Source organism: Pedobacter sp. JCM 36344 (assembly GCF_046546555.1).
GTDB lineage: Bacteria > Bacteroidota > Bacteroidia > Sphingobacteriales > Sphingobacteriaceae > Pedobacter.
This window is the reverse complement of record NZ_JBKHKK010000011.1, coordinates 96199-121073: the sequence shown is the minus strand read 5'-3', so window position 1 is coordinate 121073 and position 24875 is coordinate 96199. Positions and strand designations below refer to the sequence as shown.

Annotated in this window: 17 protein-coding genes; 11 read left to right on the top strand and 6 right to left on the bottom strand. The window is 41.1% G+C overall.

Features of this window, described 5'->3' with window-relative positions; translation table 11 throughout:
- Positions 1–3: 3 nt before the first annotated feature.
- The 6 genes from murG to ACHFIZ_RS12330 all read left to right on the top strand — a co-directional run bounded on the left by murG (position 4) and on the right by ACHFIZ_RS12330 (position 7906).
- Positions 4–1119: an undecaprenyldiphospho-muramoylpentapeptide beta-N-acetylglucosaminyltransferase gene (murG, locus tag ACHFIZ_RS12355; RefSeq protein ID WP_410886258.1), complete on the top strand. Its 1116-nt coding sequence runs from the start codon at positions 4–6 to the stop codon at positions 1117–1119.
- The gene (gene murC / locus ACHFIZ_RS12350; RefSeq protein WP_410886303.1) at positions 1119–2474 is read left to right on the top strand and encodes a UDP-N-acetylmuramate--L-alanine ligase; all 1356 of its coding nucleotides are present in this window, start codon (positions 1119–1121) and stop codon (positions 2472–2474) included. Before murG ends, murC begins: the two co-directional genes overlap by 1 nt.
- Positions 2467–3399 (top strand): cell division protein FtsQ/DivIB, encoded by a 933-nt coding sequence (locus tag ACHFIZ_RS12345; protein WP_410886256.1) that lies wholly within the window; start codon positions 2467–2469, stop codon positions 3397–3399. Before murC ends, ACHFIZ_RS12345 begins: the two co-directional genes overlap by 8 nt.
- Before the next feature lie 26 nt (positions 3400–3425).
- Positions 3426–4784, top strand: a complete 1359-nt coding sequence (gene ftsA, locus ACHFIZ_RS12340; protein WP_410886254.1) for a cell division protein FtsA — start codon at positions 3426–3428, stop codon at positions 4782–4784.
- 128 nt (positions 4785–4912) lie between these two features.
- Entirely contained in the window at positions 4913–6550 is a 1638-nt protein-coding gene (ftsZ, locus tag ACHFIZ_RS12335) for a cell division protein FtsZ (RefSeq protein WP_410886252.1), read from the top strand.
- 114 nt (positions 6551–6664) lie between these two features.
- A complete protein-coding gene (locus ACHFIZ_RS12330) occupies positions 6665–7906 on the top strand; it encodes an aminotransferase class I/II-fold pyridoxal phosphate-dependent enzyme (protein ID WP_410886250.1) in 1242 nt (413 codons plus the stop codon).
- A gap of 37 nt (positions 7907–7943) precedes the next feature.
- Here ACHFIZ_RS12330 and dapA read toward each other — a convergent pair whose 3' ends face one another.
- From dapA to ACHFIZ_RS12315, 3 genes are read right to left on the bottom strand one after another with little or no spacing between them, the layout of a single operon-like run.
- The gene (gene dapA / locus ACHFIZ_RS12325) at positions 7944–8837 is read right to left on the bottom strand and encodes a 4-hydroxy-tetrahydrodipicolinate synthase (RefSeq protein WP_410886248.1); all 894 of its coding nucleotides are present in this window, start codon (positions 8835–8837) and stop codon (positions 7944–7946) included.
- Between the two features lie 10 nt (positions 8838–8847).
- Entirely contained in the window at positions 8848–10860 is a 2013-nt protein-coding gene (ligA, locus tag ACHFIZ_RS12320) for an NAD-dependent DNA ligase LigA (protein ID WP_410886246.1), read from the bottom strand.
- 23 nt (positions 10861–10883) lie between these two features.
- Positions 10884–11558 carry a hypothetical protein gene (locus ACHFIZ_RS12315; protein WP_410886244.1) on the bottom strand — a complete coding sequence of 225 codons (675 nt, stop codon included), beginning with the start codon at positions 11556–11558 and terminating at the stop codon, positions 10884–10886.
- A gap of 67 nt (positions 11559–11625) precedes the next feature.
- On the opposite strand from ACHFIZ_RS12315, the gene tyrS reads away from it, so the two are divergent.
- A complete protein-coding gene (gene tyrS / locus ACHFIZ_RS12310; RefSeq protein ID WP_410886242.1) occupies positions 11626–12912 on the top strand; it encodes a tyrosine--tRNA ligase in 1287 nt (428 codons plus the stop codon).
- Here tyrS and ACHFIZ_RS12305 read toward each other — a convergent pair.
- The 3 genes from ACHFIZ_RS12305 to ACHFIZ_RS12295 are packed head-to-tail and all read right to left on the bottom strand — an operon-like array spanning position 12909 to position 16713.
- Positions 12909–13895 carry an acyl transferase gene (locus ACHFIZ_RS12305; RefSeq protein WP_410886240.1) on the bottom strand — a complete coding sequence of 329 codons (987 nt, stop codon included), beginning with the start codon at positions 13893–13895 and terminating at the stop codon, positions 12909–12911. The two genes, tyrS and ACHFIZ_RS12305, sit on opposite strands and share 4 nt — an antisense overlap.
- 27 nt (positions 13896–13922) lie before the next feature.
- Complete coding sequence (locus tag ACHFIZ_RS12300) at positions 13923–14273, bottom strand: hypothetical protein (RefSeq protein ID WP_410886238.1); 351 nt, start codon at positions 14271–14273, stop codon at positions 13923–13925.
- Position 14274: 1 nt separating this feature from the next.
- Positions 14275–16713: a penicillin acylase family protein gene (locus ACHFIZ_RS12295; protein WP_410886236.1), complete on the bottom strand. Its 2439-nt coding sequence runs from the start codon at positions 16711–16713 to the stop codon at positions 14275–14277.
- Positions 16714–16896: 183 nt separating this feature from the next.
- Between ACHFIZ_RS12295 and ACHFIZ_RS12290 the strand changes: the two genes are divergently transcribed.
- From ACHFIZ_RS12290 to ACHFIZ_RS12275, 4 genes are all read left to right on the top strand, one after another.
- Positions 16897–19785 carry a TonB-dependent receptor gene (locus ACHFIZ_RS12290; protein ID WP_410886234.1) on the top strand — a complete coding sequence of 963 codons (2889 nt, stop codon included), beginning with the start codon at positions 16897–16899 and terminating at the stop codon, positions 19783–19785.
- A 167-nt stretch (positions 19786–19952) separates the two neighbouring features.
- Positions 19953–22421, top strand: a complete 2469-nt coding sequence (locus tag ACHFIZ_RS12285) for a glycoside hydrolase family 31 protein (protein WP_410886301.1) — start codon at positions 19953–19955, stop codon at positions 22419–22421.
- Entirely contained in the window at positions 22421–24328 is a 1908-nt protein-coding gene (gene glgB, locus ACHFIZ_RS12280) for a 1,4-alpha-glucan branching protein GlgB (RefSeq protein ID WP_410886232.1), read from the top strand. The genes ACHFIZ_RS12285 and glgB overlap by 1 nt, the downstream gene beginning before the upstream one ends.
- 17 nt (positions 24329–24345) lie before the next feature.
- Complete coding sequence (locus ACHFIZ_RS12275; protein ID WP_410886230.1) at positions 24346–24849, top strand: hypothetical protein; 504 nt, start codon at positions 24346–24348, stop codon at positions 24847–24849.
- Positions 24850–24875 lie beyond the last annotated feature (26 nt).

Here is a 24875-nt window from a genome sequence, read left to right as displayed (position 1 = left end):
AATATGGGAGCAACACGAATAATCATTTCAGGAGGCGGTACAGGCGGACATATATTTCCTGCGATATCCATAGCGAATGCGTTGAGGCGTATGAGGCCGAACTGTGAGATTTTATTTGTTGGCGCTACAGGCAGAATGGAGATGGAAAAAGTTCCTGCTGCCGGATATAAAATCATAGGCTTAAACATCAGTGGGATTCAGCGTGGCTCCATTTTGAAAAATTTAGGTTTGCCGTTTAAGGTACTTGGAAGCGTACAGAAGGCGTTGCAATTGATCCGTGATTTCAGGCCTGATGTGGTAGTCGGCGTTGGAGGTTATGCTTCTGGTCCTATTCTATTTGCCGCTTCATTAAAAGGCATTCCATACCTGATACAGGAGCAAAACTCTCATGCTGGTGTAACTAACAAGTGGTTGGGTAAGAAGGCGGCGAAAGTATGCGTTGCTTTTGACGATATGGATCAGTTCTTTCCTGCATACAGTGTATTAAAAACGGGAAATCCGGTGAGAAAAGATGTAGTAAATATCTTAAATAAGCACCATGAGGGAGCAGAGATGCTGAGGCTAGATCCTTTGAAGAAAACTATTCTGGTAACGGGGGGTAGCTTAGGTGCGGGTACGCTGAATAAAAGTATTGAAAAACACCTTCCGGAATTGCTTGCCGCCGATGTACAGATAATATGGCAAACGGGTAAGTTTTATTATAAAGGAATAATTGAACGTTTGGGTATAGATTTCCATCCCAATGTGAGGATCCTTGAGTTTTTAAATAAGATGGACATGGCCTATGCCGCGGCAGATCTTATCATCTCGAGAGCAGGTGCGGGTACGATTGCAGAACTTTGCCTGATCAAAAAGCCGGTGATCCTTGTACCTTCCCCAAATGTTGCGGAAGACCACCAGTCGAAAAATGCGATGGCGTTAGTAAAAAATAGTGCTGCGATATTAATCAACGACCGCTCTGCTGAAGACACCTTGGTAAGCGAAGCTTTGATGTTGCTGGACGACGAAGACAGGATGGGAAAACTGGCAGAGAATATTGGTAAAATGGGCCTGCCGGATGCGGATGATCTCATCGCGCTGGAAGTACTTGATCTTGCAGAAAGGGGGCGTGGCAGATGATGAAGCTTGACACCATCAAAAGCGTATATTTTATTGGCATAGGCGGAATTGGTATGAGTGCGATTGCCCGCTATTTTCTGAACAAGGGATGTTTAGTGTCTGGTTATGATAAAACAAAAACTAATCTGACCACCATTCTTGAAGCGGAAGGCATGACGATCTCTTACGAAGATGAGCTGAGCACTTTGCCCGAAGGATTGGAGGCAGGAGATTTAGAGCTTCTGGTTGTATATACTCCTGCGATTCCGAAAGAGGCTAAGATCTTAAGTTATTTCAAAGCTTATGATTTTTCATTGAAGAAACGCTCGGAAGTTCTGGGCATCATTAGTAGGGGGCAGTTTTGTATTGCTGTTGCTGGTACGCATGGGAAAACGACTACCTCTTCGATCATTGCCCATCTTTTAACAGACACCAGCTTTGGATGTACTGCTTTTCTGGGTGGTATCGCCACAAACTTTGAAAGTAATTTCATTCTTGGAAATAATGATGTAGTGGTGGTGGAGGCGGATGAATATGACCGATCTTTCTTAACGTTAAGCCCTGATATTGCTGTGATCACTTCTATGGATGCTGATCACCTGGATATTTACGGCGATGAATCACAACTGCACGATTCGTTTAGATTATTTGCAGGACAACTAAAGGATGGCGGCACGTTGTTTGTAAAATCGGGCTTGCAGATTGACGCCGGAATTAGTTACGGAATTGACAAAAAAGCGAGCATTAGCGCTTCAAACATACGGGTAGAAAATGCGCATTTCCTTTTCGATTATTCGGATGGTAAACACACGATTACTGACTTAAAGATAGTTCTTCCTGGAAGACACAATATTGAGAATGCGGTAGCTGCAATAGCCGTTGGGCTGCAACTGGGCATCAATGCAGATTTGATTAAAAAGGCGGTTGCAAGTTTCAAAGGGGTAAAAAGGCGATTCGAATATATCGTTAATAGCCCTGAAGTAATTTACGTGGACGATTATGCACACCATCCAGAAGAATTAAGGGCATGCTTTGACGCGGTAAGAGAACTATATCCCGCCAAGAAATTGACCGTGATTTTCCAGCCACATCTCTTTAGCAGAACTCGTGATTTCGTAGATAGGTTTGCAGAGGTACTGAGCAGTGTAGATGATCTTCTGTTGCTTGAGATTTATCCTGCAAGGGAGAGACCTTTGGAAGGAATTGATGCCAGGTATTTATTGGATAAGATAGCACTTGTCGAGAAAGCTATTTACTCTAAAGTGGATGTCCTTGAAGCGATTAAAAATAAAAGACCTGAATTGCTGGTAACGGTAGGCGCAGGGGATATAGACACTTTAGTTCAACCTCTTAAAAAAATGTTAGGTTATGCTTAAGAGGATCAATTGGACATTGGTATGTAAGGTTTTCGCCTGGGTGGTTTGCCTAAGTGGAACTGTGGTTTTAATGAGCTTTGTAAGGATCAAACAAAAGACTGTTACCTGCAAGAACATAAAGATACTGATACCGGGTGCCGATAATTTTATTGAACGTGAGGAAATTGACGCCATTCTGGTTCAGAGTCAAGGTAAATTGATTGGGCGCCAGTTGGAGCACATTAATCTGGAAGAAATTGAAAAGAGCATCAAGGCCAATCCATACATCGCCTTTGCTACCGTTTATGCAGACATGGATGGGGTTATACATATTGAGATCCAACAACGCCAGCCTATATTGAGGGTAATTAATTCTAATGATCAGGATTATTACATCGACAGGAATGGGCTGAAAATGCCGGTGTCGGCAAATTTCACTGCTAATGTATTGGTGGCCAACGGCAGGATCATGGAGCACTTTAGTGGTAAGGTAGATACCTTGATCACTAAGCTGGCTGGAGATTTATATAAAACTGCCCTGTACATTAAGAAGGACACGATCTGGGATGCACAAATAGAACAATTGTATGTGAATGAGAGGAATGATATTGAACTGATCCCGCGGGTAGGGATTCAGAAAATCATTTTGGGAACTGCAGATTCTCTGGATATAAAGATGATGAACCTACTTGCCTTTTATAAGCAGGCGATGCCAAAAGTGGGATGGGACACTTACAAAACCATAAATATTAAATACACCAATCAAATTGTGTGTGAAAAAAATATTGTAGACACAATAGCATTAAGGGCGCAGATAAAAAAAGATGCAGCCGACAGTGCGGCTGTAAAAGCTATTCCAGTCGACTCTATAATTAGGGAGGAAATCAAGAAGCAGGTTACAGCCGATAAAGAAGAAAATAAGACAAGTACCAAGAAAAACAAGTAATATACACTCAACAAATTATCACCGTTATGGGTAAAGAAAAACCATCTGTACAATCTCCAATAGTAGTAGGCTTGGATATCGGTACAACCAAAATTTGCGTAATCGTTGGAAGGAGAACGCAGCATGGTAAGATCGAAGTATTAGGCATAGGCAAGGCTGAATCGGCGGGAGTTACCCGTGGGGTAGTGTCCAATATTCAAAAGACTGTGCAAGGCATTTCGCAGGCAGTTGAGGTTGCCAGTGGGCAATCTAACGTTGAGATTCGCGTTGTAAACGTAGGAATCGCTGGTCAGCACATCAAGAGTTTGCAGCACAGAGGTATTCTGACGAGAAGAGAATTGAATAACGAGATTGGCAAAAAAGATATAGATAAGCTCATTGATGATATGTTCAAGTTGGTTATGCCACCGGGAGAGGAAATCATCCATGTGTTGCCACAGGAATTTACAATCGACAACGAGCCGGGCATAAAAGATCCTATCGGGATGGCGGGTGTTCGTTTAGAGGCGAACTTCCATATCATTTCTGGTCAGGTGACAGCAGTCAAAAACATTATGAGGTGCGTGACCCATGCAGGTTTGCAAACTCAGGAATTAATATTAGAGCCCTTGGCTTCTTCAGAATCGGTGTTGAGTGATGAGGAAAAAGAAGCAGGTATTGCGCTTGTAGATATAGGTGGTGGTACTACGGATATTGCAATTTTTCATGAGGGTATTATTCGCCACACGGCAGTAATACCATTTGGTGGCAATAGTGTAACGGAAGATATCAGAGAAGGTTGCTCTGTAATGAGAAATCAGGCAGAATTGCTTAAAACCAGATTTGGATCTGCATTGGCAGAAGAAAATAAAGAAAACGAGATCATTTGTGTTCCAGGCTTAAGAGGTAGGGAGCCAAAAGAGATTTCTGTGAAAAATCTGGCTTATGTGATTCAGGCTCGTATGGAAGAAATTATTGAGCATGTTTATTACGAGATCAAATCTTCGGGTTATGAGAAAAAGCTGATTGGTGGTGTGGTGATCACGGGTGGCGGTGCCTTGTTGAAACACTTATCGCAATTGGTAGAATACGTAACTGGTTTAGATTGTAGAGTAGGCTATCCGAATGAGCATTTGTCTAAATATGAAGATATGCCTAAAAATATATACGACGATTTAAAAAGTCCGATGTATGCTACGAGTGTTGGTTTGCTGATCAAAGGAATTCAGAAAGCGGAAGAATTGGTTGAAGAAATGAAGCAACCGGGAGTTTTTGTTGACAGACCTAAGGACATAGAAAAGGTAAAGCGCCCTGGGGGTGGTTTATTCGATAAATTATTAGCTAAAACGAAAGATTTCATCAAAGACGACATGAGCGTGAGTGATGAGGATTACATTAAGCCATGATATTTTTCAACAAAATGCGACTTTTCCACATTAATAACACTTATGGAAAACGCGTGTTAAAAAGTGTTAATATTACATAGGTGGATGAACAGGTAAAACTAATTTTTAAATAACTGATTCATAAAGATATGCAGTTCGAAATGTTAAAAGATAAGTCGTCAATCATCAAAGTAATTGGTGTTGGTGGCGGTGGAGGTAATGCGGTAAACCATATGTACCGTCAGGGAATTACAGGTGTTGATTTTATCATTTGTAATACCGATGCTCAGGCGTTAGAGTTTAGTCCGATTCCTAATAAAGTTCAGTTGGGTGCCAGTTTAACTGAAGGTATGGGTGCTGGATCAATCCCTGAAGTTGGTAAAAATTCAGCTATTGAAAATATTGATGACATCAAGCAGATGCTTGGTAGTACTACAAAAATGTTATTCATTACTGCAGGAATGGGCGGTGGTACCGGAACAGGTGCCAGTCCGATCATTGCCAAAGCTGCGAAGGAACTAGACATCCTTACCGTAGCTATCATTACTACGCCTTTTGCGTTTGAAGGAAAGAGACGTAAGATGCAGGCTAACGATGGTTTGGATGAGCTAAAGAAATATGTTGACTCTTATCTTGTTATTTCTAACGACAGGTTGAGAGAGATCTTTGGTAACCTTACTTTAGGTTCAGCATTTGCACAGGCGGATGATATCTTAACAACTGCTGCTAAAGGTATTGCAGAGATCATTACTGTTCCCGGTTACATCAATGTTGATTTTAAAGATGTACGTACGGTGATGAAGGACAGTGGTGTATCTATCATGGGTAGTTTTGCCTGTGATGGGGAAAATCGTGCGCTGAACGCCGTTGAAGGTGCCTTAGCTTCTCCTTTGTTGAAAGACAATGAGATTGAAGGTGCTAGGTACATTCTTCTAAATATCAGTTCAGGTTTACGCGAAGTAACAATGGATGAGGTGACTATAATTACAGATTATATTCAGGAAAAAGCGGGATTATCTGCTGATTTAATTTGGGGTAACTGTATTGATGAGAACTTGGGAGATAAACTTTCGGTGACTATCATCGCTACTGGTTTCCAAACCACTGAGCAGCGTGATGAAGACAAGAAAAACGTTAAAAAGATTTCTTTGCTCACACCTGAAGAAGCTCCATTGGTTAGACCTATTGAACCTGTAAACTCTTTCATGGCTCCTAAGCCCGATTCTGTAGATAGCATGGAGCCCGTGATGAAGCTTAAGGATGAGACCAAACAGTCTGATCTTTTTGGTGATTTGTTTAATGGCAATAAAAATAGGACGATTGAAGAACAGGGAAACACCTTTGTAAAGCATGCCTTAATTGAAGAAGAACCTGCTAAGGCAGAATTACCTGCAGAATCAGGCTTTGAGTTTGAGGTAAAAGTTGCGGAAACAAACTTTGTGTTTGAAACTCCGGTTGCAGTCTTCAATAATGACGCACAGCCGCAGGAAAAGGATCTTACTGAGGTAGGTGAAGATGATGATAAAAACGATGAATCTATTGAAGATCAGCTTAAAAAATCTAAAGAACGTATTCTTCGTTTAAAAGATCTTAGCATGAAATTACGCACCAGTAATGGATTGCAAGAGTTGGAAAACGAACCTGCCTACAAAAGGAAACAAATGAACCTACAGCAGGTACAGCATTCATCAGAATCGCAGGTTTCAAGATTCACTTTGAGTAATGATGAAGATGGCTCAACAGAGATCAGACCTAACAATTCTTTCCTTCACGATAACGTCGATTAAAATATTTGTTGCAAAATGAAAGCCTTAGCATGATCTGCTAAGGCTTTTTTGTAATTATTGGTTATCAAGCATATTAATCTTAAATTTGTCGGACAATAACTTAATACTATAACATTGGATATTTTTGAAAAGTTAGCGAAGCGGATGGGCCCAATCGGGCAGCATCAAAAGTGGTCACATGGATACTTCTCATTTCCGAAATTGGAGGGTGAGATTGCTCCACACATGAACTTTCGAGGTAAAGAACATTTGGTTTGGAGTTTAAATAATTATTTGGGATTGGCTAACCACCCTGAGGTGAGAGCAGCTGATGCCCAGGGTGCAGAGGAATTTGGAATGGCTTACCCGATGGGTGCCAGAATGATGTCTGGAAACTCTAACTATCATGAGCAACTGGAGCAAGAGCTTGCCGCATTTGTAGGGAAACCTGATGCCTTTCTATTGAACTTTGGTTACCAGGGAATGGTTTCGATCATCGATAGCCTTGTTGACAGGAATGACGTAATTGTGTACGACGGTGAATCCCATGCCTGTATCATCGACGGTCTGCGTCTACATATGGGTAAGCGTTTTGTTTACCAACACAATGACATTGATAGTGCCCGTAAGCAGTTGGAAAGAGCGACAAAGCTAGTTGAGCAAACTGGTGGCGGTATTCTTGTGATCACTGAGGGTGTTTTCGGTATGTCTGGTGCTCAAGGTAAACTGAAGGAATTGGTTGCGCTTAAAAACGATTTCAAATTCAGATTGTTAATTGATGATGCACATGGATTTGGAACAATGGGTCCTACCGGTGCTGGTACGCATGAAGAACAAAACTGTATTGAGGGAGTGGATGTCTATTTTGGAACATTCGCTAAATCTATGGCAGGGATCGGTGCATTTGTAGCATCAAGTGTAGAAATCACTAATTTCTTCCGTTATAATATGCGCTCTCAAACCTTCGCAAAAGCTTTACCTATGCCGATGGTCATAGGGCTATTGAAGCGGCTGGATTTGTTAAAAAATAGTCCGGAATTGAGAGAGAAACTTTGGACCATAGCAACTACTCTTCAAAAAGGATTAAAGGAGCGTGGCTTTGATATCGGTATAACGAATACCATGGTTACTCCTGTCTTCTTAAAAGGAGAATTATTGGAAGCTACTGCGCTTACTATGGACTTGAGAGAGAACTACAGTATCTTCTGTTCAATCGTTGTCTATCCTGTAATTCCTAAGGGCTTAATCGAGCTGCGATTGATACCAACAGCAATGCATACCTTAGAAGATGTCCAAAGAACTTTGGATGCCTTCAGCGAAGTTTCAGAGAAGCTCCAAAATGGGTACTACAAAGAGAATCAGTTTGCGATGGAGTAAGCATAAAAAAACCGGCCTAATCATTAGGCCGGTTTTTTTATAGTATGTTATAATTCGTAATTCTATCGCTTTCCGTGATGATCTGTTGACGCAGCGATTGCGAAACCTTCACCAAAGGAAGTCTCAAATGATCTTCACAAACACCGAAATGTTTTAATGCTGCTTTTGCCCCTGCAGGATTTCCCTCTGCAAACATCAGTCTTGTAAATTCGATCAGATTTAAGTGCAACGGCAAGGCTGCTGCATAGTCCCCCTTAAGACAGAGACGAACCATGGCCGACAATTGCTGAGGCATGGCATTTCCAATCACAGAGATTACTCCTACGGCTCCCAATGAGATCATAGGCAATGCAACCGGATCATCTCCAGAGATCAGAAGGAATTCTTTTGGTTTATCACGCATGATTTGATTGAACTGATCAAAATTGCCCGATGCTTCTTTCATGCCAATAATGTTTTTAAAGTCATTGGCCAATCTGCAAGTAGTATCTGAACTCATGTTGCTTCCCGTTCTTCCAGGGACGTTGTAAAGGAATATTGGAAGTGATGAAGACTCGCTGAGCAATTTATAATGTTGGTAAATACCTTCTTGTGTTGGTTTATTGTAATATGGACTTGCCGAAAGAATAGCGTGATAACCTTCGGTGTCAAATTCCTTCATATCTTTTGCAATTGCAAGCGTGTCGTTGCCCCCAATGCCTGCTACCAATGGTAGCCGTCCGTTGTTTATTTCTGCTGTAAACTTCCAAATCTTCTTCTTCTCATCCTTATTAAGGGTTGATGCTTCGCCTGTTGTACCAAGGGATACCAGGTACTCTACCTTTCCATCGACCAGATAGTTGATCAGGTTTTTCAAACCTTCAAAATCTACCGATCCATCTGCCTTAAATGGTGTAACCAAAGCGACACCCGTTCCATGAAATTTGTTCATTTTTAGTTTATTATTTCAACATTTCAAATAAATTACCCTCTGTTATGAGCGGTATATTTAGTTTTTTAGCCTTATCCAATTTCGATGGCCCCATGTTTTCACCAGCGAGCAAGTAGTTCAATTTGACTGATATGCCGCTCAAAATCTTACCACCATTACTTTCGATCAAATCTTTCAACTCCTCTCTGCTGTAATTTTCAAAAACGCCCGAAATTACAAATGTTTTTCCAGTTAATTTATCACTTTTTAATGCAACTTCATTTTCCTGAGTTATAAATTGTAAACCGTCGGATTTTAGTCTGGCAATCTGATCCAAATGTTCCGGTTTGGAGAAGTATTCGAGAATGCTTTCTGCTATCTTGCCACCGATCTCTTCTATCGCCGTCAGTTCGTCCAATGTCGAATTGATGAGGTTCTCAATGTTTTTAGCGCCAAACGCCAGTTTCTTAGCAACAGTTTCGCCTACGTATCTGATGCCTAGTCCAAACAATACCTTTTCAAATGGCATTTGTTTAGAATGCTCAATGCCATTCAGCATGTTTTCTATGGAACGGTCCCCGAAACGATCCAAAAGTTTTAACTCGTCAGACTTATCTTTCAATGTATATAGGTCGCTGATGTGTTTTACAAGACCGCGCTGATAAAAGGTTTCGATGGTCTCGTTACCTAATCCGTCAATATTCATTGCTTTTCTTCCGATGAAATGTTGAATCTTACCGACTATTTGAGGAGGGCAGCCTTCATCATTGGGGCAATAAAAAGCGACTTCACCTTCTTTTCGGATCAGCTTTGTGCCACATTCCGGACAGTGGGTTAGATATACTATTTTTGATGCACCTTTTATACGCTTGTCCAGATTTACATTGATGATTTTAGGAATGATCTCACCGCCCTTTTCTACAAAGACACTGTCGCCCTCGTGCAGATCCAGTCGTTCAATTTCGTTAGCATTGTGTAATGTTGCACGCTTAACAGTTGTGCCTGCTAGCTGTATGGGTTTTAGGTTGGCTACTGGAGTTACAGCTCCCGTACGACCTACCTGGTAGGTCACTTTTTCAAGTAAAGTCTCTACTTCCTGAGCTTTATACTTATAAGAAATAGCCCATCTTGGAGATTTAGCTGTGAAACCGAGTTCTTGTTGTTGGGCATAGCTGTTAATCTTAATTACGATGCCGTCAATATCATAACTCAATCCAAATCGATGCTCAGACCAATAAGTTATGAAATCCAGCACATCATCTATTCCATTTACCAGCTTTGCGTCTTTGGAGATATGAAAGCCCCAGTCCTTAAGAGATTGTAAACTTTCCCAATGTGTTTTAAAATAGTTCTTGTCTGTATTTAAGGAATATAGAAAGCAATCCAACGGGCGTTTAGCAACTTCTTTAGAGTCCTGCATTTTAACAGTGCCTGCAGCAAAGTTTCTTGGGTTTGCATACTGTACCTCACCCAGCGCTTCACGCTCATTGTTCAATCTATCGAAAGCCGCCCGGTGCATGAAGATCTCTCCTCTAATTTCGAATAAAGGAGGCACATCTTTAGATTTTAGCCAGTGTGGAATACTGTTTATCGTTTTTACATTGGTAGTAACGTCATCACCTTTGCTCCCATCACCACGGGTAACTGCCTTCACTAGTTTGGAATCCTCGTAGGTTAGGCTAATAGAGAGCCCGTCGAACTTTAACTCGCAAACATATTGGAAATCATCCCCGATGGACTTCCTAACACGCTCATCGAAATCCCTTAGATCTTGCTCGTTGTAAGTATTTCCTAAGGACAACATTGCCCATCGATGGGGAATGGTAACGAAGTTTTTTGTGATGTCTCCACCAACTTTCTGCGTCGGAGAGTTTGGATCTGCCAGATCGGGGTTGTCCAGTTCCAGCTGATTTAATGTCGCGAGTTTTTTATCAAACTCATAATCAGCGATAGTAGGCATTGCCAATACATAATAGTTGTAGGTATGTTGGTTGAGTTCAGCAGCCAGCGCATCCATTTTCTCCTTTACATCGAATAGTGACATAAAGCGAAGATACAAATTAAGGGTTATTTTAGTTGAGGTTCGATCTCATTGAAAATTGAAAAATAAGATGTTGCGAGGATTTCCTTGTAGGCTTCCAGTTGCAGCGTAATTTGTTTTACTTGTTCAGGGGAGAACGGGTTGTCCCATATACGCATACAGATTCTATTTAAGGCATAGGCAATGTTTTCGATTTTATGGTAGCTAAACAGGTATTTGCTTGATATAAATCCATTCAGGAAATTGAAGAACGTAGTCGTATTCGTCAGACCACAATTTTTTAAGAAATGATCCAGGGCAACCTTGTCAGAAGTCTTAAGAGCATCGTAAAAAAGCTCAACATTGATATCTTCATTGGTTAAAAGCAGGTGGTCAAGTAATAACTCCAATCCAATGTGGGCCAGAAAGAATGGTTTCACGAGACTGCCCTCCATGACTGGCAGTAATAACTTTTTTAAAATTAGTGTTTGTGCTGTAAAGAATGTGGAGGAGTGAAATAGGGCGTCTACTTTAACGTGTCTTTTCCAGCCCTTGTATAAGCTGAGTTGATGTAGATCATCTTTAAACGAATGGATTTCTTTTGCGGGATAAAGATTATAATACTTGTCTGCATTCTTAACGAAATCGGGCAATACAACTCCGATAATTACATTAACATCGGTAGTATCTCGCTCAAAATAGTAGTGGGAAAGAAAATTCATTATTTAAAAGTAGCGATTTTTATTGGTTAAGGAAGGTTTTCCTATATTTGCCGCAAACGTAAATACAATGACCAACTTTGTTGAAGAGCTACGCTGGCGCGGAATGTTGCAGGATATTATGCCTGGAACGGAGGATAAATTGAACGAAGGCATGACTGCCGGATATATAGGATTCGATCCCACAGCTGACTCACTACACGTTGGTCACCTTACGCAGATCATGACTTTAATTCATTTCCAAAGAGCTGGTCACAAGCCTTTCGCCTTGGTTGGCGGGGCGACAGGTATGGTTGGCGATCCATCAGGAAAGTCAGCTGAGCGCAACCTGCAGACAGAGGAAATGGTGGAGCATAACCTTAATGAGCTGAAAAAGCAACTCAGCAGGTTTTTAAAGTTTGATGACGCTGGAAACGGAGCTGTTATGATCAATAATGCCGACTGGTTCAAAGACATGAGTCTTTTCACTTTCATTAGAGATATTGGTAAGCACATCACTGTGAATTACATGATGGCCAAAGACAGTGTCAAAAAGAGACTGGAAGGTGAATCAGGTTTATCCTTCACTGAGTTTTGCTACCAGTTAATTCAAGGCTATGATTTCTATTACCTGTGGAAGCACCACAACTGTCTGATCCAGATGGGTGGTTCTGATCAGTGGGGGAACATTGTTACGGGAACTGAGTTGATCAGAAGAAAAGACGCTGGTACGGCTTACGCGCTAACTACCCAGTTGATAAAAAAGGCCGATGGTACTAAGTTTGGAAAGACAGAAAGCGGTGCAGTATGGCTTGAGGCTCGTAAAACATCTCCATACAAATTCTATCAATTCTGGTTGAACGCTTCAGATGACGATACAAAGAAGTGGATTAGAATCTTCACTTTGAAAACCCAGCACGAAATTGAAACATTGGAAGCATCACACAATGAGGCTCCACATCAAAGGATTTTGCAGAAAGCATTGGCAGGGGATATCACTGTCAGAACGCATTCTGATGAGGCTTTGCAAACTGCTATCACTACTTCAGATTTCTTATTTGGCAACGGTTCATTAGAATTCTTCAAAACCTTGAATGATGATCAGGTTCTGGAAATCTTTGAAGGAATCCCACAATTTACGATCTCAAAAGCTGAATTAGCGGAGGGAATAGATTTGGCAACATTGCTTGCGGAGAAGTCGGCAGTATTTTCCTCGAAAGGCGAGGCTAAAAAGCTGATCCAAGCAGGTGGTGTATCTATCAACAGAGACAAGTTGGCAAGCCCAGCTGATGTGATTACCTCAAGCAGTTTATTAAGTGGTAAATTCATTATTGCTCAAAAAGGGAAGAAAAATTACTATTTGATAATCGCGGACTAACTGATCAACAGGTTACAGCCTCGAATATCGGAGTTATCGAAACGACCGAGCACTTCAAATGAACCATCTGGATACATGCGTCCAAGATCTTGAGTTGCAATAAAAGAGCAAGAGTTGATATTTGCCAGGTCTATGACGTTTATGCCGCCTGTTTTTTGTGCATCTATCGCGGATAAGGGGTCATTTGTGTCTCTTAAAGTAATTTTCATCCATGGCGGACAGTTAAATATTCCTTCTCCATTTGAGTAACCCTGAGACAGCAGTTCAGTCATTCCGTATTCGCTGTGTATCGAAGTTACCCCAAATCCTGTGTTAAGAATGTCATGCAACTCTTCGCGTACCATCTCTTTTCGCTTACCTTTCATGCCCCCTGTTTCCATTACAATGAGTTGAGGGAAATCTAATTTATGGTTATCTAAAAAGTCAAGCAAAGCATAGGTTACGCCAATCAGTATTGTTTTTTGCGCGGCCTGTTGCTGTTTTTGTAGTTTACTTTTAAGGTCATTATGATCGTGCAAAAAGTAGCCGCTGTCAGGATGATTGCTATCCTTAATTAGGGCATCGATCATGTAAATGAGCGAAGAACCATCCCTTTCAAGGTAGGAGGGTAGTAAAGCCAAAATACAAGTATTAGCAGCAGGTCCGTAGAACAATTCAAATGTTTTCCTGAAGCTCAGTTCGTAAATACTTAGGTCTGTAACGAGGTGTTTGCTTTGTGATGTACCTGTGGTTCCAGAGCTACTGAAAATAATTTGATGTTTATTCAAAACATCGCTTAAGACATCATGAGTTTTGAAAAATGATATAGGAAGGTAGGGTACCTTTTTTAGCGAACTGACTTCTGAGAGATTAATATTCAGGTTTCGTATGTAGTCACGGTAGACTGCACAGTTATTGGCCTGATAGCGAAAAATGGCTAATCCAATTTCTTCAAAGTCTTTGTTTTTTGCAATCGAAAATACTTGCTTTGCTAACTCATTCACGGCTCGAAAATACGCAACAACTTGTAATTAGGAAGTCGTTTTCTTGGTGAGCACTGCTTTTCTGAAATGATAACCACAAAAACCACTAATACCCGCGACGAAAGCACCAAGTACACCACTTAATACCAGCACAAGCCACCACGCTTTTACCCCAAGCATTTCACCAACTCTTGAAGCCAGCAAGTGTTCGTTGGGAATGCTTTTATACAGAGCCATACCTGTCCACAATAGCAGTATTGCAAAAAAAGGCGACCACAAAGATATTTTACCTGTCTTGCCGATAAGTCCGCAGATTGCAAAAGAAATAATAACGATTACCCACCACGGCAATACCATTTGCAATAAAAATGCTGCGATGATTACTACGAGGAACACCATGTTATTTCTTTTTAGATATTTTAAGGTTCGAAATTATTTTAGCGGAGGCATCATCAGCGCTTTGCATGAAGTATAGATCGTATAACTCTCCATTTGCCCAGGTATCAATCATGTTATCGTAATATTTGCTTCCGGGATTACCTGATTGTCCACCTGGATAAACGCCATGTCCCTTTGGAGTTTTTCCTAACTCAACAACCATTCGCCATGATGGTCCGTTTGTTTCGCTCTGGGCATTTATGGTCATTTTACCTCCACCAATCAGTAATGTTTTTGACCCGAAACCAGGAATTTTAGCCAAGTGAGGCACATTGGTATGCTTAACATTAGCCCATTCCCAAGGTTTCCCTATTGATCCGTACTTACGTTCCAGACTGTCGCAACTCCACTTAAATGATTCATTGACCAGATCGCTGAGTGTCTCTTTAACGGGTGTATTTACATTATCCACCCAGCGTGAATTCGGTTCGTCCAAAATAAGATGAAGTGTTCTATCCCTCGAAGGATAACGCATAGGAACATTAGCTACCGTAAATTCGTCATCCCAGATGTCGAACATTAACCTTTTATTCCACAGGTCAAAAATACTGGCTGCAATCGCGTTTGCATCATATCGTTTGTTCCAGTCGGCCACTTTAGATAAAGCCTCCTGTTGGGTGGCATTTAAATTTCCTTTATTAACCAGACCTATAAAAGTGGACACCACATTTTCAGCAAAGATGCTGTAGTTATCGGTCTGCATTAGCCTGATACTATCGGCTGTAGCACCTTTCATTGCAGTAAGGCGGTCATTGATATGCTTACCGCGCTCATATGGACTGAACTCCCAGTTAATGTAATATGGATAACTTTGATCTGTAGAAGATTGGTTTGCTGAGCTTACAAATTCCCGTGAAGGATTTTTTACTGTTGGATTTTGGACCGCTGGGATCCAACCCTGCCAGTCTGCTTTTGGATCTGTACCGTCTAATATGAATTTCCCTTGATCTTTATATTTTAAAGGGAATCGGCCATTTGCAGTGATGGCGATGTCATTTTCTGCAGAGGCAAATGCGAAATTCTGCGCTGGTGCAGAAAAATAGGTTAAAGCCTTACGGTAGTCTGAGTAGTTTTTGCCCCTGTTCATTAGATAAAAAGTTTTCAGTTCATTGGATTCATCATGTGCGATCCATCGAAGTGCATTCCCAGTTGGTACATTGGAAGCTTTACTAAAGTCTTTTGGTTTTTGAGTATAAACTACAGGACCATGGTGCGTGTAAAACACAGTGTCTATTTCTGTTCCTTCGCCACGTACTGCAATCTTTTCATAACGCACCTTAGTGTCATTCCATTTGTTATTGTACCAATAGCTTTTGTGGGAATTGTCTTTAAATTTAATCTGATAGAAATCCAGGACGTCTGCAGCCACGTTCGTTACTCCCCAGGCAATGTTTTGGTTAAAGCCGACAATGATTCCTGGGGCACCTGGCAGCGAAACTCCATATGCATTTAACCCGGGTGCATGTAATTGGATTTGATACCAGATGGAAGGAAGAGATAAATCCAGGTGTGGGTCGTTAGCGAGTATTGGAAAACCAGATGCAGTTTTTTTGCCTGATAAAACCCAGTTGTTGCTGCCGATTCCTTCTTCCAGTTCCTTGGTTTTAATGTTGCTCGCTGTCTCGTCAGCGAATGGTGCAGGTGCTTGCGGAATAGGCATGGGATCAAAATCCCATTTAGTCCCGACTGGGATGATAGGATCTTCTTTGAAAGGGTAGTCAGGAAAAAGATCTTTGACAACATCGGTGCCGAATTTTTTTCTGATGTTAGTCATGTAGAACTCGTTAGAGCCCATAGCCAGGACGGCCGACATCTGCTTTAACAGTAATGCACATTTTATTGGAGTCCAGTCTTCAGGTTTAAAATCCAGAAGCTTATACTCCAGAGGCAGTTCTGCAGTCGACAGAGAATGTATATACGCGTTGATACCAGCAGTGTAAGCAAGAATCATTTCTTTAGATTCCCGATCAGCCATCATTCCTCTTAATGAATTTTCTGCTCCATAAACCATTCCCATTCTTCGTTGATAGCGATCCAGTTCGATCGCTTTTTTACCCACAACTTCAGATAGTCTTCCTGCAGCATATCTAGTTTGAAAGTCCATTTGCCACAATCGATGCATGGCCGTAACATATCCCTGAGCATAATAGACATCATGATCGTTTTGTGCGAAAACATGGGGAATCATGCGGTCGTCAAAGGCAATTTGAACATCTTGCCTGGTATCCTTCAAAATAACATTTTTATTTTTATGAGCGGCCAGTCTTTCTGCATTTTGCCAGAAGCCCGTAAAAGGGTTAAGAAACTTTAATAGAGGGGGAGTGTCACCGAACTTAGTATTGAGGGAAAAAGTTAACAAAACAGGTATAATAATGGTTATGGTGGCTTTTATTTTATTCATCGCTGCTCAATTAATTGTTTGCCAAGATCGGTAAATAATATATTCGGTCCTGCAATTTAAGATAAAACTTAATCAATTATAATAAATTGAAAATATGTATTCAAGAATAACTAAAGGTCAACTTGGATAATTGGAAATTTGTATTAGATTTAGAATATAATTAACCATTTATAAAATTACAGTATGAGCAAAACTTTTACAAAAGCAGCGTTTGCGCTTTTATTATTGTGTTTTACAGTTGTAGCGGCACAGGCACAAAGTGTAACTATTAGTGGGGTTGTCATAGACAAAACTACTAATTCAGCAATGCCTGGCGTAGGCATCACCATTAAAGGAAAGACGACGGGTACAGCCACCAATAACGGTGGTAAATATGCACTCACTACTAACGAAAAAACTCCCTTTACAATCGTAGTAACTTATGTTGGGTATACTTCAATTGAAAAAGAAGTTACCGGAACTGCGACTAATGTGGACTTTCAGTTAGAGTCTGCTGCTATTCTTGGTCAGGAGGTTGTCGTATCAGCTTCACGTACACCAGAGCGTATTTTGGAATCTCCAGTATCGATAGAAAGAATGGGGCAAGCCACATTAAAAGAGCTTCCCACGCCGTCGTTTTACGATGCATTAACTAACATGAAAGGTGTGGAGGTAAGTGCGCAGAGTTTAACTTTTAAGTCTATTAATACCAGGGGATTTAACTCGAACGGCAATACACGTTTCAACCAGTATGTGGATGGAATGGACAATCAGGCACCAGGTTTAAATTTCTCCGTTGGAAATATCATTGGTCTGAATGATCTTGACGTTGATAATGTAGAATTGTTACCTGGAGCTTCTTCTGCATTGTATGGTGCAGGTGGTATCAATGGTACCATGTTGATGAACTCGAAAAATCCATTTGCTTATCAAGGTGCGAGCTTCCAGGTAAAAACTGGGATTAATCATGTCAATGACGACAACACTGGTAACCAAGAATATAAACAGTTAGATGTTCGTTTGGCTAAAGCCTGGAACAACAGATTTGCTATAAAAGGAACTTTTTCCTTCTTACAAGCTAAGGACTGGCAAGCGAGCAACTACAATAACTTCGATAGGAGTGCGCGTACCTTCAAGGCTGGAAATAGACAAACTGACCCCAATTATGATGGAGTTAACGTTTACGGAGATGAGACAAATATCAATTTAAGAACGGTTGCATTGGGTCTATCCAATGGTTTCAAAAATGCTTCACCAGCAGGATTTGGTGCATTTAACCAATTGATCGGATCGGGAGCAACCTACCCACAATTAGTTGCTGCAGTTAATGGTAATCCTGCATATGCATCCTTGCGTCCTGCCCTTCCATACTTACCTGTGTTGTATAGCTTAGCCAAGGGAACTACACCAAGTCAGGATGTGTCGAGAACTGGTTATAATGAAGCGAATTTGGTAGATTACGATACGCAGTCGTTGAAAGCATCTGGTGCGATGCATTACAAACTATCTTCGACGGTAGAAGCTATTGCTCAAGCTAGCTGGGGTACAGGTACCTCAGTGTACACGGGGTCAGATCGTTATTCATTGAAGAACTTTAGTATTGGACAATACAAACTGGAACTAAAAGGTGAAGACTTTTTCTTGAGGGGTTATACAACTCAGGAACGTTCTGGAGATTCTTACATATCATCAATTCTCGGATCATTCATTAACGAGGCATACCGTCCAAGTGCTGGGCCTGCTACAAATCCTACTTCAGGTTGGTTTGCTCAATATGCTTTAGCTTACTCAAATGCGCGTGCTCAAGGTGCGGATGATATGACTGCACATAACACTGCTCGTGGCTTTGCAGATCAGGGTCGCCTGGTACCAGGTACAACCCAATTTGAGAACGTTAAGAATGGCATCATCAATAGCACCATTTCTTCTGGAAAAGGAGCGAAGTTTGACGATAAAACAAATCTTTACCATTACGAAGGCTTGTACAACTTCTCTAACGCGTTAAACAACGTGGTTGACCTGCAGGTTGGTGGTTCTTATCGTTTGTATCAATTGAGATCAGGTGGTACTATCTTTGATGATTTAAACAACGAGATCAATATCAAAGAATACGGTGCTTTCGCACAATTGGGTAAAAAACTTTTTGATGAAAAGCTGAAATTAACTGTTGCGGGAAGGTATGATAAAAATGATAACTTCAAGGGTCGCTTTACCCCAAGGGTTACCGGTGTTTATACTGTAGCTCCAAATAACAACATACGCGTTTCGTACCAAACAGGTTATCGCAACCCTACTACTCAAAACCAGTACATTGACCTTTCAGTTGCGGGTGGTCGTCAGCGTCTAATTGGTGGTTTGCCAGGTAGCCTCAACAAATACAATTTATTAACTACAAATATTCCATTTACGGATGTAAGCTATAGGGCTTTCCAGTCTTCAATTGCAACAGGAACACCTGATGCTACGTTGTTACAGCAATATACATTTGATGCAGAGGGCGTAAAGCCTGAAAGTGTTCAGGCTTATGAAGTTGGTTACAAAGGATTAATTGGTGGTAACTTGCTAATTGATGCTTACGGATACTACAACAAGTACAAAAACTTCATTACGTCTGTTGACGTTTACCAACAAAACGGTAGTAATTTTTCTAAATTCGGTGTTCCGGTTAATGCTAAAGGAGAGGTTACTTCCTATGGTGCAGCCTTTGGTCTTGATTACCGAATTTCCAATTACAACCTGAGTGGAAACGTTTCTTACAATGAGATCGGTGATCTTCCAACAGCTTATATCAACGATTTTAACACGCCTACCGTACGTTATAACTTAGGATTGGGTAATAGCGAAATTGTGAAAAATGTAGGTTTTAATGTTGCTTACCGCTGGCAGGATGCATTCTACTGGAACTCTTCATTTTCTTCTGGGGACGTTCCTGCGTTCGGAACAGTGGATGCTCAAATCAACCTGAAAATCCCTTCTGTAAAAACAATGATTAAACTGGGTGGATCAAACATCTTGAACAAATATTACTATACTTCTTACGGAAATCCTTCTGTTGGCGCATTGTACTATATTGGCTTAACTTTCAATCCATAGTTCAAATTTATTACTTCTTGGGAGGCCCTGACTGTACTGTACAGTCAGGGCTTTTTTTTAAAACGGGTTTATCTTTTAATATTACTTTGGTATTCGTGGAAATTTTAACACTTTAGATGTATAAATTAAGCTATCGAACAGGGAAGATATACACTCAAGAGATTTTTATGGAAGAAATTACTGATCCAAACAAGGAGACCAATAAAATTATAAATAAGCAGGAAGCCGTTGAAGAAGCAGTTCAGCACTTAAATAACCCGGTTACTCATTTACAGCCAATTGTTAAGCAATATCTTGGCAGTGTTGAGAAGGCATCTGTCGAGGGTAATAAATTTTTCTTTGGCGACGGAAGTGCCAGGGTTGAAATTAGGGTAGTTAGCGATGAGATCATTCGCGTGCGCCTTGCGCCACACAGTGTTTTCTTAGATGAATTTTCTTATGCTGTACCCTTTGTGGATCAAAAGGTGACGACTTTCAAACTTGAAGAAGTGGAAGACAGTTACACTGTGTCTACGAATACGATCACCTGCAAAATCCGTAAATCGGATTTTCACATTTCGTTTATCGAAAACCAGAGTCAAATGGTCATGAGCGAAGATGCCGTACCGATGCACTGGGAAGAGAATGTAGAGTTTGGTGGTTACTATGTTTACGCGACTAAAAAATGCCAGCAGGAAGAAAATTTCTTTGGACTAGGAGATAAGTCGGGCAACATGAACTTACGTGGGCGTCACTTCCAAAATTGGAATACAGATGCATATTCATTTGGCTGGGATCAGGATCCATTATACCGTACAATTCCTTTTTACACTGGAGTTCACGATAAGGCAGCTTACGGTATTTTCTTCGACAATACATTCCGATCCTATTTTGACTTCGGAAGCGAAGACAATAGCAAGACCAGCTTCTGGGCTGATGGTGGGGAATTACAATATTACTACATCCACGGTCCGCATATGATGGACGTGGTTAAGCGTTATCAAACGCTGACCGGAACTCACCCGATGCCTCCCAAATGGGCATTAGGATATCATCAATGTCGTTGGAGTTACTATCCTGAGAAAAAAGTAAAAGAGATCGCAGAAGGATTTAGATCAAGAAATATTCCTTGTGATGCCATTTATTTGGATATTGATTATATGGACGGGTACCGTTGCTTCACCTGGAACAAGACCCATTTCCCTGATCCTAAACGAATGATCAAAGAGCTGGCCGATGATGGCTTTAAAACCGTTGTAATGATTGATCCGGGAATTAAGGTTGATGATAACTATTGGGTATTTAAAGAGGGTAAAGAGAATAACTTTTTCTGTCGCAGAAGTGACGATTATTTTATGGAAGGCCATGTATGGCCAGGCAGGTGCCAGTTTCCAGACTTCACTAACCCTGCGGTTAGGGAATGGTGGGGCAATCTTTATAAAGAATTAGTAGAGATTGGCGTAGCAGGCGTGTGGAATGACATGAATGAACCTGCAGTTTTTGGTTCAGGAACATTTCCTAATGATGTTAGGCACAATTACGATGGATTTCGAGGTTCTCACCGTAAAGCACACAATGTCTACGGCATGCAGATGGTTCGATCAACTTATGACGGCCTAAAGAAATTAATGCGCAACAAGCGTCCATTTACTATAACCCGTGCGGGATACTCTGGTATGCAACGTTATGGATGTGTTTGGACAGGAGACAATGTTGCGACTTGGGAGCATTTGAAGCTTGGTAACATCCAGTGTCAACGGATGTCGATTTCCGGAGTACCATTTGTTGGTACAGACATCGGAGGGTTCAGCGGAGAGCCGGATGCTGAACTATTTACAAGATGGATTCAATTGGGAGCTTTTTCCCCCTTCATGAGAGCTCACTCAGCGGGAGATACTGCTGAACGTGAACCATGGAGCTTTGGAGAGCCATTTACCAGTATCAATAGAACATATATAGAACTGAGATATCGCTTAATGCCATACCTTTACTCTGTATTCTGGGAGCATCACCGTTATGGATTCCCAATTCTAAGACCGCTGGTTATGCTTGAGCAGGAAGATATCAGCAATAGTTTCCGTCAGGATGAGTTTACTTTTGGAGATAAGATATTGGTATGTCCTGTTTTAGAGCAAGGCGCTACTTCGAGAATGGTTTATCTTCCGAAGGGAAAATGGGTTAATTTCTGGACACACGAAGTATTAACCGGAGAAAGTGAGTACAATATTGCTGCGGCGCTGGATCACATGCCTTTGTTTATTAGGGCTGGTTCTGTAATTCCAGAATATCCCGTGATGCAATACGTAGGGGAGAAAGACGTCGACGAAGTTATGTTAAATGTTTACTTCTGCGATTATGAAGTTAACTCATTCCTTTACGAGGATCATGGAGATACCTTCGCTTATGAACAGGACATCTACTCGGAGAAAAAGTTTACTGTTAAAGGTTCAGCAACTAATCTTGTGATAGAACAAAGCAGAACAGGGTTGTATACCCCTACCTACGAATTATACAACCACAACATCATCGGGCTACCTTTCAAAGTCAATAAAATTACCATTGATGATAAAGAATTGATCGATTTTACGTTAGATGAGCGTAACTGTTTACGTTTCAGATCCAATAAGAATTTCACAATTATAAAAATATACAACTAATGGAAGTGCTTGCCCATAGCTTATTCAGTGATTTTGATATCGCATTATTTATTTCAGGCAAGCACTTTCGGTTGTATGAGAAGTTCGGTTCCCATCTGCTCAAGGTAGGAAAAACGGAGGGAACTTATTTTTCTGTATGGGCGCCAAATGCACAAGAAGTAAGGGTGATCGGCAATTTTAATCATTGGAACAAAAGCGCACACTACCTTAATAAAAGGATTGATGAATCTGGGATCTGGGAAGGCTTTATTGACGGAGTTGGAAAAGGGGAAATATATAAATACGCCGTCAAAGGTTTCAACGGTGAGGAGTTGGAAAAAGGAGATCCCTATGCTAAACGCTGGGAACACCCTCCAAAAAATGCTTCAATGGTATGGGATAACGACTATACCTGGAAAGACAAAGCATGGCTTAAAAAGCGGCCTAAGCTTAATGCGCTTAACCAACCAATGTCGGTCTATGAACTGCATTTGGGATCCTGGCAGCGTGATCCGACTGAGCCTAAGCGGGTATTAACTTATAAAGAAATCGCAGTCAGCCTAGTGCCCTATATCCTGGATATGGGTTTTACTCACGTTGAGTTTATGCCAATAATGGAGTATCCTTACTATCCATCTTGGGGATATCAGATCACTGGTTACTTCGCTGCGAGCTCCAGACATGGAACTCCTCAGGAGTTGATGTCCCTTATTGAAGAACTTCACAATAGTAATATTGCCGTGATTATGGATTGGGTACCTTCCCATTTTCCTGGAGATGCCCATGGGTTATATAACTTTGACGGTACTCATTTATATGAGCATGCCGATATGCGTAAAGGTTTCCATCCAGACTGGAAATCTTATATTTTCAATTACGATAGGAACGAGGTTCGCTCGTTTTTGATCAGTAATGCCTTATACTGGTTTGATAAATTCCACGCCGATGGTTTGAGGGTAGATGCTGTAGCGTCCATGCTCTATTTTGACTTCTCAAGAAAGGCCGAAGATGCTGCAACTAATGAGTATGGTGGTCGGGAGAATCTAGGCGCCATATTATTCCTGAAAGACATGAATGAGGCTGTTTACAGCAATTACGAGGGTGTGCATACCATTGCTGAAGAGAGCAGTACCTATCCGGGCGTGACTCATCCTGTTCATGCCGGTGGCCTCGGTTTTGGCATGAAATGGATGATGGGTTGGATGAATGACACCTTAAAGTATTTTAAGAATGATCCAATCGCTAGAAAACACCACCATCATCAGCTGACGTTTAGCATTACGTATGCCTTCAGCGAGAATTTTATGCTTCCCTTTTCGCATGATGAAGTGGTACATGGTAAATCTTCCATGATCTATAAAATGCCTGGAGATGAGTGGCAGAAGTTCGCAAACCTGCGCGTTTTGTATGCTTACATGTTTACTCAACCGGGTAGCAAGCTCCTTTTCATGGGAAATGAATTTGCACAGACCCACGAGTGGGATTTTAAGAACTCGTTAGACTGGCATCTTTTGCAGCACCCGCCACATTTAGGAATGCAGACTACCGTTAGGGCATTAAATAAACTTTACAAGTCAGAACCAGCACTATACGAGCATAGTTTCTCGCATGAAGGATTCGAGTGGATCAATGCAGATGATGCGCAGCACTCAATCTTTGTTTATCAACGTAAAGGGGTAAAGGCTAAGGATACCTTAATTGTTATCTTGAACTTAACACCTGTGTTTAGGCAGGATTATAAGGTTGGGTTGCCATTTGAAGCCAAATGGAAAGAGATATTTAACACTGATGCGGAAGAATTCTTCGGCAGTGGTAAAGCTAACAAGGGCATTTTACTTCCTGAACACGAAGAATGTAGTGGAAGAGAATACTCTATTTCTTTAGATATTCCGCCTTTAGCAGCCATCGTGCTAAAGCAAGCAAGGTAGGCAGCTCAACTAAAACGATGAAAGAAGAACATAAGTTTGTTAAACCATATATCAAATACGTCAGCATTGCTGCCGTGTTGATTGTCGGCCTCTTAATTTGGTCCTCATGGTCGTCAGGTCTTTATGAAAAATATGCTATCAGCAGACAGATGTCAGTAGCAGAGCGAGGTAACGATTCGGAGGTCAATATTTCTAAAGGAGCAAAATATTTTAATAGCCAAAAATACCATGAAGCTAAAAGGGTACTGCAAAGTGAATATAGGCTTAACCCTCAAAACCTATTCCTTGCCTATTACTTCGCGATCACGCTCGTTGAAACAGGCAAGGAATATGAGGCTAGAACAATTTTTATGAGTCTTTATAAAGGGGAATCAGCATTTAAATATGATGCAGCCTACTATGTAGCACTTAGCTTCTTGAAAGAAGACAACAAGCCAGCCACGATAGAATGGTTGAAAAAAGTTCCTGAAGGGACTGCAAATGCTTCAAAAGCAAAAGAGCTGATTGCTGAATTGCAGTGATAGTACAATGTTCTTAATAAGCTGAT

Coding starts and splice junctions, on each gene's coding strand:
- murG (WP_410886258.1), top strand. CDS start 4: ATGGGAGCAACACGAATAATCATTTCAGGAGGCGGTACAGGCGGACAT.
- murC (WP_410886303.1), top strand. CDS start 1,119: ATGAAGCTTGACACCATCAAAAGCGTATATTTTATTGGCATAGGCGGA.
- ACHFIZ_RS12345 (WP_410886256.1), top strand. CDS start 2,467: ATGCTTAAGAGGATCAATTGGACATTGGTATGTAAGGTTTTCGCCTGG.
- ftsA (WP_410886254.1), top strand. CDS start 3,426: ATGGGTAAAGAAAAACCATCTGTACAATCTCCAATAGTAGTAGGCTTG.
- ftsZ (WP_410886252.1), top strand. CDS start 4,913: ATGCAGTTCGAAATGTTAAAAGATAAGTCGTCAATCATCAAAGTAATT.
- dapA (WP_410886248.1), bottom strand. CDS start 8,837: ATGAACAAATTTCATGGAACGGGTGTCGCTTTGGTTACACCATTTAAG.
- ligA (WP_410886246.1), bottom strand. CDS start 10,860: ATGTCACTATTCGATGTAAAGGAGAAAATGGATGCGCTGGCTGCTGAA.
- ACHFIZ_RS12315 (WP_410886244.1), bottom strand. CDS start 11,558: ATGAATTTTCTTTCCCACTACTATTTTGAGCGAGATACTACCGATGTT.
- tyrS (WP_410886242.1), top strand. CDS start 11,626: ATGACCAACTTTGTTGAAGAGCTACGCTGGCGCGGAATGTTGCAGGAT.
- ACHFIZ_RS12300 (WP_410886238.1), bottom strand. CDS start 14,273: ATGGTGTTCCTCGTAGTAATCATCGCAGCATTTTTATTGCAAATGGTA.
- ACHFIZ_RS12295 (WP_410886236.1), bottom strand. CDS start 16,713: ATGAATAAAATAAAAGCCACCATAACCATTATTATACCTGTTTTGTTA.
- ACHFIZ_RS12290 (WP_410886234.1), top strand. CDS start 16,897: ATGAGCAAAACTTTTACAAAAGCAGCGTTTGCGCTTTTATTATTGTGT.
- ACHFIZ_RS12285 (WP_410886301.1), top strand. CDS start 19,953: ATGGAAGAAATTACTGATCCAAACAAGGAGACCAATAAAATTATAAAT.
- glgB (WP_410886232.1), top strand. CDS start 22,421: ATGGAAGTGCTTGCCCATAGCTTATTCAGTGATTTTGATATCGCATTA.
- ACHFIZ_RS12275 (WP_410886230.1), top strand. CDS start 24,346: ATGAAAGAAGAACATAAGTTTGTTAAACCATATATCAAATACGTCAGC.